The sequence below is a fragment of the Pseudomonas sp. 22490 genome, from assembly GCF_052044465.1.
GTDB lineage: Bacteria > Pseudomonadota > Gammaproteobacteria > Pseudomonadales > Pseudomonadaceae > Pseudomonas > Pseudomonas aeruginosa.
Genome location: NZ_JBQENS010000017.1, coordinates 35,555 through 45,703 on the forward strand (window position 1 = coordinate 35,555; position 10,149 = coordinate 45,703).

8 protein-coding genes are annotated in these 10,149 nt (G+C 68.6%); 6 read left to right on the plus strand and 2 right to left on the minus strand.

Annotation, left to right across the window (positions count from 1 at the left end; translation table 11 throughout):
* Positions 1 to 291: 291 nt before the first annotated feature.
* Positions 292 to 1,323 carry a LacI family DNA-binding transcriptional regulator GntR gene (gene gntR / locus ACTJJX_RS19340; RefSeq protein ID WP_003107131.1) on the minus strand — a complete coding sequence of 344 codons (1,032 nt, stop codon included), beginning with the start codon at positions 1,321 to 1,323 and terminating at the stop codon, positions 292 to 294.
* 194 nt (positions 1,324 to 1,517) lie between these two features.
* On the opposite strand from gntR, the gene ACTJJX_RS19345 reads away from it, so the two are divergent.
* From ACTJJX_RS19345 to ACTJJX_RS19370, 6 genes are all read left to right on the plus strand, one after another.
* The gene (locus ACTJJX_RS19345) at positions 1,518 to 2,039 is read left to right on the plus strand and encodes a gluconokinase, GntK/IdnK-type (RefSeq protein ID WP_003107130.1); all 522 of its coding nucleotides are present in this window, start codon (positions 1,518 to 1,520) and stop codon (positions 2,037 to 2,039) included.
* A 96-nt stretch (positions 2,040 to 2,135) separates the two neighbouring features.
* Positions 2,136 to 3,488: a GntP family permease gene (locus ACTJJX_RS19350; RefSeq protein WP_016852889.1), complete on the plus strand. Its 1,353-nt coding sequence runs from the start codon at positions 2,136 to 2,138 to the stop codon at positions 3,486 to 3,488.
* Positions 3,489 to 3,513: 25 nt separating this feature from the next.
* Positions 3,514 to 3,657 (plus strand): hypothetical protein, encoded by a 144-nt coding sequence (locus ACTJJX_RS19355; protein WP_003089416.1) that lies wholly within the window; start codon positions 3,514 to 3,516, stop codon positions 3,655 to 3,657.
* A 163-nt stretch (positions 3,658 to 3,820) separates the two neighbouring features.
* The gene (locus ACTJJX_RS19360; RefSeq protein WP_320535513.1) at positions 3,821 to 5,446 is read left to right on the plus strand and encodes an NADP-dependent glyceraldehyde-3-phosphate dehydrogenase; all 1,626 of its coding nucleotides are present in this window, start codon (positions 3,821 to 3,823) and stop codon (positions 5,444 to 5,446) included.
* Positions 5,447 to 5,663: 217 nt separating this feature from the next.
* Entirely contained in the window at positions 5,664 to 6,923 is a 1,260-nt protein-coding gene (locus tag ACTJJX_RS19365; RefSeq protein ID WP_016852888.1) for an acyl-CoA dehydrogenase family protein, read from the plus strand.
* Between the two features lie 30 nt (positions 6,924 to 6,953).
* Positions 6,954 to 8,189: an SfnB family sulfur acquisition oxidoreductase gene (locus ACTJJX_RS19370; protein ID WP_023082414.1), complete on the plus strand. Its 1,236-nt coding sequence runs from the start codon at positions 6,954 to 6,956 to the stop codon at positions 8,187 to 8,189.
* A 59-nt stretch (positions 8,190 to 8,248) separates the two neighbouring features.
* On the opposite strand, the gene ACTJJX_RS19375 is transcribed toward ACTJJX_RS19370, so the two are convergent.
* Positions 8,249 to 9,658: an LLM class flavin-dependent oxidoreductase gene (locus ACTJJX_RS19375; RefSeq protein WP_003107490.1), complete on the minus strand. Its 1,410-nt coding sequence runs from the start codon at positions 9,656 to 9,658 to the stop codon at positions 8,249 to 8,251.
* Positions 9,659 to 10,149: the final 491 nt, after the last annotated feature.

The window sequence follows — 10,149 nt, forward strand, 5'->3', positions numbered from 1 at the left end:
GTAGGGCGAATAACCGCTCGCGGTTATCCGCCGTGAAATCCGGCGTAACGGCGGATAGCGCCCGCGGCGCTATTCGCCCTACCCGACAAGCCGTTACGCCCGGCGGCGCTGCCCAGCCCTCGACACGCCCCCGTAGGGCGAATAACCGCTCGCGGTTATCCGCCGTGAAACCCGGCGTAACGGCGGATAGCGCCTGCGGCGCTATTCGCCCTACCCGGCAAGCCGTTACGCCCGGCGGCGCTGCCCAGCCCTCGACATGTCCCTGAACGGCCGCACCGTCGGGCCGCGGGTTCAGGTGCTCTCCCGCGCCATCAGCTCGAACCCCATGTCCAGCGCGCTATCGCGCACCTCCTTGCCAGCGATCAGCGCCAGCAACTGCTCCGCCGCGCGCCGGCCGATGGCTTCGCGCGGGGTGCGGATGCTGCTCAGGCGCGGGACCGTGCAGTCCGAACCCGGCAGGTCGTTGAAACCGAGCACGGCGATCTGTTCCGGCACCTTGACCCCACGGCGCAGGGCCTCCAGCAGCGCACCCTGGGCCAGGTCGTCGTTGCAGAAGAACACCCCGTCGACCTGCGGCTGGCTGGCCAGCAACTGCACGAAGAGTTCGCCGCCGAGGGCCACCGAGGACGGCCGCGGCGTAAGGATTTCCAGCCCCGGGTCGTAGCAGCCGGCCTTTTGCAAGGCGCGGCGGAACCCCTCGCCGCGCAGCAGGGTGCGCTGGTCGAGCTGGGCGCCGATGTAGGCCAGGCGCCTGCGGCCGCGTGCCAGCAGGTGCTCGGCGGCGGCCTCGCCGGCGCGCAACTGGGAGAAGCCGACGCAATTGAGCCCGGAGCCGGAGTCCAGGTCCATCATGTACACGCAGGGAATGCCGCTGGCCTCGATCATCCGCCGGGCGCTCTCGGTGCGCTCGAAGCCGGTCAGCAGCAGGCCGCGTGGCTGGTAGGCCAGGTAGTTGCGGATCAGGTCCTCTTCCTCGTTGCGCGAGTAGTGGAAGTTGCCGATCAGCACTTCCAGGCCCTGCGGCCGCAGTACCGCGTGGATCGCCTCGAGGGTCTCGATGAACAGCAGGTTGGCCAGCGACGGCACCAGCACCGCCACGCTGTGGCTTTGCGCCGAGGCCAGCGCGCGCGCCGCGGGGTTGGCCACGTAGCCGAGTTCGCGGGCGGCGTCGCGGACCTTCTGCGCCAGTTCTTCGGCGACGCTGGCGACGCCGCGCAACGCGCGCGACGCGGTGATCGGGCTGACCCCGGCGCGGCGCGCGACTTCGTTGAGGGTGGGACGTCCGGTGGTTCGCGTGTTCTTGTCGTTCTTGGTGATGCTCATCGTGGCCTGCTTGCCAAACAAAATTCCAGGCACTAAGGTAGCGCTGTCTCGCGATCTGGGCAATCGCCTGAGGCGGCCTGTCCGCCACTGCCCGCGCGGGATTCGACAGACCACAACGACAAGAAGGCGGAGCCAGGCTCGCGCGATTTTTTCCAGGTCGCAAAGACAGCGCTGTCTCACGCTTGAGGTGTTCCATGCATCCACCCCTCCAAGCCCTGGTCATCATGGGTGTCGCCGGTTGCGGTAAGTCCAGCGTCAGCCAGGCCCTCTGCCAGCGCAGCGGCGCCCACGGCATCGAAGGCGACAGCTTCCATCCCGCCGCCAACATCCGCAAGATGAGCGCCGGCATCCCCCTCACCGACGACGACCGCGCCGGCTGGCTGGACACCCTCGCCGAGCAGCTGCGCCAGGCGGTGGCCGCCGGCAAGCTGCCGGTACTGACCTGTTCCGCCCTCAAGCGCGCCTACCGCGACCGGTTGCGCCGCGCGGTGCCCGGCCTCGGCATCGTCTACCTGGAACTGACCCCGGCGGTCGCCGCCGAGCGCGTCGCCCAGCGCCCCGGCCACTTCATGCCGGCGACCCTGATCGACAGCCAGTTCGCCGCCCTCGAGCCGCCGCTCGACGAACCCCTGACCCTGCGCCTGGACGCCACCCTGCCGGTGGAATGCCTGGCGCAGGCCGCCCACGCCTGGTGGCTGGAGCACGCCGCCGCCTGAAGTCTTTCGCTTGTCCGACAAAGATAGCGCTACCCCGAAAAAGCGCTTCAATGAAACAGCAACTCCGGTAGAACAACGACAAAAGGAGAGCCCTCCATGTTCGGCATGTCACACGATGCCTACCTGCTCCTCGACGCCCTGGTGACCATCATCGGCCTGATCGTGCTGATCACCCGCTTCAAGGTGCATCCCTTCATCGCCCTGATCATCGCCGCCGGCTTCCTCGGCCTGACCTCGGGGATGCCGGTGGAGAAGATCGTCAAATCCTTCCAGGACGGCTTCGGCGGCGTGCTCGGCTTCGTCGGCGTGATCCTCGCCCTGGGCACCATGCTCGGCAAGCTGATGGCCGATTCCGGCGGCGCCGACCAGATCGCCCGCACCCTGATCCGCGCCTTCGGCAAGGAGCGGGTGCACTGGTCGATGATGCTCGCCGCGTTCCTGGTGGGCATCCCGCTGTTCTTCGAGATCGGCTTCATCCTGCTGATCCCGCTGGTGTTCATCGTCGCCCGGCGCAGCGGCGTGTCCCTGATCAAGATCGGCATCCCGTTGCTCGCCGGCCTTTCCGCGGTGCACGGTCTGGTGCCGCCGCATCCCGGCCCGCTGCTGGCGATCGGCGTGTTCGGCGCCGACATCGGCAAGACCATCCTCTACGGCCTGATCGTCGCCCTGCCCACCGCCGCCATCGCCGGCCCGCTGTTCGGCGCGCTGGTCTCGCGCTACATACCCGGCACGCCATCGGCGGAACTGGTCGAGCAGATCGCCCACGAGCCCGAGACCCAGGACCTGCCCAGCTTCGGCGTGACCCTGGCGACCGTGCTGCTGCCGGTGTTCCTGATGCTGCTGAAGACCTTCGCCGACGTCGCCTTCCCCGATGGCCACGCGTTCCGCGCCTGGATGGACATGATCGGCCATCCGATCAGCGCCCTGCTCCTGGCCCTGCTGGTGGCGCTCTATACCTTCGGCTACGCCCGTGGCTTCGACTCGAAGAAGATCCTCAGGCTGCTCGACCAGAGCCTGGCACCGACCGCCGCCATCGTGATGATCATCGGCGCCGGCGGCGGCTTCAAGCAGATGCTGGTGGCCAGCGGGGTCGGCGACGTCATCGGCCATCTCGCGGTGAACGCGCAGATCTCGCCGATCCTGCTGGCCTGGCTGGTGGCCGCGGTGATCCGCATCGCCACCGGCTCGGCCACCGTCGCCACCATCACCGGGGCCGGCATCGTGGTGCCGGTGATCGACCTGATTCCCGGCGTCAACCGCGAGTTGCTGGTGCTCGCCACCGGCGCCGGCTCGCTGATCCTCTCCCATGTCAACGACGCCGGGTTCTGGCTGGTCAAGCAGTACTTCAACATGAGCGTCAGCGAGACCTTCAAGACCTGGACCGCGATGGAGACCATCCTCTCCGTGGTCGGCCTGGCCTTCATCCTGTTGCTGTCGCTGGTGCTCTGAGCACCAGCCCGACCGGAGTTCAGCCATGACCGAACCAATGCAACGCCCCGACCACGAAGCCTCGCGCTGGCCGCGCGACTTCGATATCCGCCAGCGCTATGCCGAGCAGCAGGAACTGCTTGAGCCACCGCCGGCGCGGCCCCGCGAAGAGCCTACCGCCGACGCCTGAAGCCAGCCGGCGCCATGCCTTTGCTCCCGCCCCCCACGAAGCGGGAGCAAAGGCTGATTTCCGGCAAGGGCGCGACGGTTTTCCTGCTGAAACGATTTACCTTCGATCCGGACCGCGCTACAACAGTCCCACGCCTTTCATCCACGTCATTCGAGGACCCGCCATGACCGCCCCGCTCCACCTCGATTCGCTGTTTCCCAGCCTCGACGCCATTCCCGAGCAGTACCGCCCCGACGCCCCCATCGAGCAGCGCGACTACCTGGTCGACGGCCAACTGCGACATTGGGACGGCCCGCTGGCGCCGGTACGCAGCCCGGTATTCCTCGCCGAGGCCGACGGCGAGCGCCAGGTGATCCTCGGCAGCACCCCGCTGCTCGACGTCGACGCCGCGCTCGCCGCGCTCGACGCCGCGGTGCGGGCCTACGACCACGGCCAGGGCCTGTGGCCGAACCTGCGGGTGGCCGAGCGCATCCAGCACGTCGAACGCTTCCTGGCGCGGATGCGCGAGCAACGCGAGGCGGTGGTCAAGCTGCTGATGTGGGAAATCGGCAAGAACCTCAAGGACTCCGAGAAAGAGTTCGACCGCACCTGCGACTACATCGTCGATACCATCGAAGCGCTGAAGGAACTCGACCGCCGCTCCAGCCGTTTCGAACTGGAACAGGGCACCCTCGGCCAGATCCGCCGGGTTCCGCTGGGCGTGGCGCTGTGCATGGGGCCGTACAACTACCCGCTGAACGAAACCTTCACCACCCTGATCCCGGCGCTGATCATGGGCAATACGGTGGTGTTCAAGCCGGCCAAGTTCGGCGTGCTGCTGATCCGCCCGTTGCTGGAAGCCTTCCGCGACAGCTTCCCGCCAGGAGTGATCAACGTCATCTACGGGCGCGGCCGGGAAACCGTGTCGGCGCTGATGGCCAGCGGCAAGGTCGACGTGTTCGCCTTCATCGGCACCCATTCTGGCGCCAGCGACCTGAAGAAGCTGCACCCCCGCCCGCACCGCCTGCGCGCCGCCCTCGGCCTGGACGCGAAGAACCCGGGCATCGTCCTGCCGCAGGTCGACCTGGACAACGCGGTGAACGAGGCGGTCACCGGCGCGCTGTCCTTCAACGGCCAGCGCTGCACCGCGCTGAAGATCCTGTTCGTCCACGAAAGCGTGCTGCGACCGTTCCTCGACAAGTTCAGCGCGCGCCTGGCCAGCCTCAAGCCGGGCATGCCGTGGGAACCGGGAGTGGCGCTGACGCCGCTGCCGGAGCCGGGCAAGGTCGACTACCTCGAAGGCCTGCTGAACGACGCCCTGGCCAAGGGCGCACGAGTGGTCAATGCGGGCGGCGGCGAGCATCGGCAAAGTTTCTTCTACCCCGCTCTGCTGAGTCCGGTGAGCCCGGACATGCGCCTCTACCACGAGGAGCAGTTCGGTCCGCTGGTGCCGGTGGTGCCCTATCGCGAGCTGGACGAGGTGATCGACTACGTCCTGCGCTCCGACTACGGCCAGCAGTTGAGCCTGTTCGGCAACGACCCGGCGCAGATCGGCCGGCTGGTCGACGCCTTCGCCAACCAGGTCGGCCGGATCAACGTCAACGCCCAGTGCCAGCGCGGCCCGGACAGCTACCCGTTCAACGGCCGGAAGAATTCGGCGGAAGGCACCCTGTCGGTCCATGACGCGCTGCGGGTGTTCTCCATCCGCACCCTGGTGGCGACCCGCGACACCGAGGCGAACAAGACCCTGGTCAGCGAGATCATCCGCAACCGCGCGTCGAACTTCCTCACCACCGACTACATCTTCTGAAGCGCCTGTCCCTCTCCCGCCGGGAGAGGGACCTGCCGCCACCTCACCCACTGTCCGCCAGGCAGCAGCCGCGCAACAGGCTGCCGCCCCGGCAACACCTCCTGCTCGCGCGAACCCGCGCAACCAGTGGCCTGCGCGGGTCGGCACAGGCTGTGCAACGGCCCGGACTCCAGGGTAGCCGTCGACCGGACGGCCCCGCTGCCTACCAGGAGTCCGCATGAACGCCCGCGTCCATCCCGAAGCCACCGCCGCCAGTCTCTCCGAAGGCGCCGACTACGAACTGCTCGCCCAGCGTTTCCGACCGATCTTCGCGCGCATCGCCGAAGGCGCCGTCGAGCGCGAACGGCAACGCGAACTGCCCCACGAGGCGATCGCCTGGCTCAAGCAGGCCGGCTTCGGCGCCGTGCGCGTGCCGCGCGAGCACGGCGGCGCCGGCGCCTCGCTGCCGCAGTTGGTTCAGTTGCTGATCGAACTGGCCGAGGCCGACTCCAACATCACCCAGGCCCTGCGCGGCCACTTCGCCTTCGTCGAGGACCGTCTCAATGCCGAGCCCGGCCCTGGCCGCGACCGTTGGCTGCGGCGCTTCGTCGAGGGCGACCTGGTCGGCTGCGCCTGGACCGAGGTCGGTTCGGTACGGCTGGGCGAAGTGCTCACCCGCGTCTCGCGCAAGGACGACGGTCGCTGGGTGGTGAACGGCAGTAAGTACTACAGCACCGGCAGCCTCTTCTCCGACTGGATCGATCTGTATGCCCAGCGCGACGACACCGGCGCCGACGTGATCGCGGCGATCCGCACCGACCAGCCCGGCGTGCGCCAGAGCGACGACTGGGACGGCTTCGGCCAGCGCACCACCGGCAGCGGCACGTCGCTGTTCGAGGACGCCGAGGTGGAGGAAGAGAACCTCATCGACTTCGCCAGCCGCTTCAAGTACCAGACCGCGTTCTACCAGTTGGTCCTGCTCGCGGTGCTGGCCGGCACCGGCCGCGCCGCCTTGCGCGACGTCGCCGCCGAGGTGCGCGGGCGGACCCGTATCTACAGCCACGGCAATGCCCTGCGAGTCAGCCAGGATCCCCAGGTGCAGCAGGTGGTCGGGCGCATCGCCGCGCGCGTCTACGCCGCCGAGGCGGCCACCCTGCGCGCCGCCGAAGCGGCCCAGCGCGCCTACCTGGCGCGATTCGTAGGCGACCCGCAGGCGGAGAAGGAGGCCAATGTCGCCGCCGAGATCGAATCGGCCAAGGCCCAGGCGATCGTCGCCGAACTGGTGTTGCAGGCCACCAGCGAGCTGTTCGACGCCAGCGGCGCTTCCGCCGTCGGCCGCGGCAAGCAGCTCGACCGCCACTGGCGCAATGCGCGCACCGCCGCCTCGCACAATCCCCTGATCTACAAGCAACGGATCGTCGGCGACTGGGAGATCAACGGCAGCGAGCCGCCCTACGTCTGGCAGATCGGCAGCGGTCCGGCCACGGCGTCCCGCTGAACCTCGCCCATCCCATCGCAAGGAGTTGCCATGAGCGCACTGGAAAAGAACGCCGCCGATCCCTATCGGCAACCGCTGCCACGGACCCCGGCCCGGCGTATCGCCGACGACGCCGAGGCGATCCGCGTCGCCCGCGAACTGGCCGGGCTGTTCGCCGAGGAAGCCTCGCTGCGCGACCGCCAGCGCCGACTGCCGGTGGCCGAACTGGAAGCCTTCTCGCAGAGCGGCCTATGGGGCATCAGCGTACCGCGCGCCTACGGCGGCGCCGAGGTCGGCTACCGGACCCTGGCCGAAGTACTGAAGACCATCGCCGCGGTAGACCCGTCCCTGGCGCAGTTGCCGCAGAACCACCTGGCGGTGCTCGACCATTTGCGCCTGGACGGCAGCGAGGAGCAGAAACGCTTCTTCTACGGCCTGGTGCTAGACGGCGTGCGCTTCGGCAACGCCTTCTCCGAACGCCACAGCCGTACCGTCGCCGAATTCCAGACACGAGTGCTGGCGGATGGCGACGGGTTCCGCATCGACGGCCGCAAGTTCTATTCGAGCGGCGCCCTGCTCGCCCACTGGGTACCGGCCGTCGGCCTCGACGCCGAGCAGCGCGCGCACCTGGCGTTCATCCCGCGCGACGCGCCGGGGCTGACGGTGATCGACGACTGGTCCGGCTTCGGCCAGCGCACCACCGCCAGCGGCACCGTCATCCTGGACAACGTGCGGGTGCCGGCCGAGCACGTCATCCCGGTGCACCGCGCCTTCGACCGCCCCACCGCCGCCGGCGCCGTATCGCAGTTCATCCAGGCCGCCATCGACGCCGGCATCTCCCGTGGCATCCTCGCCGAGACCGTGCAGCAGGTGCGCCGCCACGCGCGGCCATGGATAGACGCCAACCAGCAGCATGCCTGGGAAGACCCCTACACCATCCAGCAGGTCGGCGACCTGCGCATCCGCGTGCGCGCCGCGGAAGCCGTGCTCGACCTGGCGGCCGACGCCATCGAAGCGGCGCTCGCCGCCCCCGACGAGGAGAGCGTGGCCGCCGCCTCGATCGCCGTGACCGAGGCCAAGGTGCTCACCACCGAAGCCGCCCTGCTCGCCGCCAACCGGCTGTTCGAACTGGCCGGCACGCGCTCGACCCTGGAGGAACTCAATCTCGACCGCCACTGGCGCAACGCCCGCACCCACACCCTGCATGACCCGGTGCGCTGGAAATACCATGCCATCGGCAACTACCAGTTGAATGGGGTGAAGCCACCGCGGCACGCCTGGCTCTAGGAGCCGTCCCGGGCCCTGGGGCGGATATCGCCACTGGCGTCATCCGCCGTCCGCCCAGGTCAGGCCGGCAGCGCGTTGCGCCCGGCCTCCTTCTCCCAGAGCGCCCGCAGGTCGCGATAGCCGGCCGCCGGATGGGAATCCGGCAGCCGCGGGCCGTCGCCGAACAACTTCTCGCGCAGGGTTCCCGGCGCATATTCGGTCTTGTACACCCCGCGCTTCTGCAACTCCGGCACCAGCAATTCGACCACGTCGCTGAAGGTTTCGTGGGCCAGCGCATAGGCCAGGTTGAAGCCATCCACGTCGGTGTCCTCCACCCACTCCTGCAACAGGTCGGCGACGGTCGCCGGGCTGCCGACGAACAGCGGGCCGAAGCCGCCGATACCGACCCAGTCGGCCAGCTCGCGGACCGTCCAGGTGCGAGTCGGATCGGCGCTGGAAAACGCTTCCACCGCCGATTGGATCGCATTGGTGTGGATGTGCCGCAGCACCTGGTCCGGCCGATACTGGCCGAAGTCGATCCCGGTCCAGCCGGAGATCAGCGCCAGGGCCCCTTCGTAGCTGACGAAGGCGCGGTATTCGTCGAACTTGGCCCTGGCCTTGGCGTCGGTTTCGCCCAGCACCACCGTCTGCAGGTTGAACACCAGTACCTTGCGCGGATCGCGGCCGGCCTCGGCGACGCGCTGGCGGATGTCGGCGACCGCCTGCTTGAGCACGGTCTTCGATGGCGCGGCGACGAACACGCACTCGGCGTGTTCGGCGGCGAAGCGCTTGCCACGACTCGACGCGCCGGCCTGGTAGAGCACCGGCGTGCGCTGCGGCGACGGTTCGCAGAGATGGATGCCGGGTACCTGGAAGTGCTCGCCGACATGGCGGATCTCGTGAATCTTGCCCGGGTCGCTGAAGATCCTTCGGCGACGGTCGCGGAGCACCGCGCCGTCCTCCCAACTGCCTTCGAAGAGCTTGTAGAGCACCTGTAGGTATTCGTCGGCATAGTCGTAGCGGCGGTCGTGGTCGAGCTGGGCCTGCTGACCGAGGTTGCGCGCGCCGCTTTCCAGGTAGGAGGTCACTACGTTCCAGCCGATCCGGCCCTTGGTCAGGTGGTCCAGGGTCGAGAGTCGGCGGGCGAAGGGATAGGGATGCTCGAAGGACAGCGAGGCGGTCAGGCCGAAGCCCAGGTGGCGAGTCACCGCGGCCATCGGCGTGATCAGCGCCAGCGGGTCGTTCACCGGTACCTGGGCGGCCTGGCGGATCGCCGCGTCGCCATTGCCGTCGAGCACATCGTAGATGCCCAGCACGTCGGCGATGAACAGTCCGTCGAAACGGCCGCGTTCGAGCAACCGCGCCAGGTCGGTCCAGTACTCCAGGTCCTTGTACTGCGAGGAGCGGTCGCGCGGATGCGCCCAGAGGCCGGGCGACTGGTGGCCGACACAGTTCATTTCGAAGGCGTTGAGACGGATTTCGCGCGGCATGGGGACTCCTTGGCTTGCCTGTGCATCCGGCACCCCGTGCACAGCCCGTGCCGGGCCGCGGGGCCGCGCCGGACAAGGCCTGGGTGGCAACCCCCTGTCGCTGTGCGGGCGCAACTGCTGGGCAAGTGTTGGTGGATCAACACATTCGCCCGCCCCACCCGAGCCCCGAATCCCGTAGGGCGATAGCGCCCTGGCGCTATCCGCCAGCGCACCGGAACCCCGGCCGGCGGATAGCCGCGAGCGGCTATTCGCCCTACCCGAGCATCCCCATTACCCGTAGGGCGAATAGCGCCCCAGCGCTATCCGCCAACGCACCGGTACCCCACCCGGCGGATAGCCGCGAGCGGCTATTCGCCCTACCCGAGCATCCCCATTGACCCGTAGGGCGAATAGCGCCCCGGCGCTATCCGCCAGCGCACCGGTACCCCGCCCGGCGGATAGCCGCGAGCGGCTATTCGCCCTACCCGAGCATCCCCATTACCCGTAGGGCG

Coding starts and splice junctions, on each gene's coding strand:
- ACTJJX_RS19375 (WP_003107490.1), bottom strand. CDS start 9,658: ATGCCGCGCGAAATCCGTCTCAACGCCTTCGAAATGAACTGTGTCGGC.
- gntR (WP_003107131.1), bottom strand. CDS start 1,323: ATGAGCATCACCAAGAACGACAAGAACACGCGAACCACCGGACGTCCC.
- ACTJJX_RS19350 (WP_016852889.1), top strand. CDS start 2,136: ATGTTCGGCATGTCACACGATGCCTACCTGCTCCTCGACGCCCTGGTG.
- ACTJJX_RS19345 (WP_003107130.1), top strand. CDS start 1,518: ATGCATCCACCCCTCCAAGCCCTGGTCATCATGGGTGTCGCCGGTTGC.
- ACTJJX_RS19360 (WP_320535513.1), top strand. CDS start 3,821: ATGACCGCCCCGCTCCACCTCGATTCGCTGTTTCCCAGCCTCGACGCC.
- ACTJJX_RS19365 (WP_016852888.1), top strand. CDS start 5,664: ATGAACGCCCGCGTCCATCCCGAAGCCACCGCCGCCAGTCTCTCCGAA.
- ACTJJX_RS19355 (WP_003089416.1), top strand. CDS start 3,514: ATGACCGAACCAATGCAACGCCCCGACCACGAAGCCTCGCGCTGGCCG.
- ACTJJX_RS19370 (WP_023082414.1), top strand. CDS start 6,954: ATGAGCGCACTGGAAAAGAACGCCGCCGATCCCTATCGGCAACCGCTG.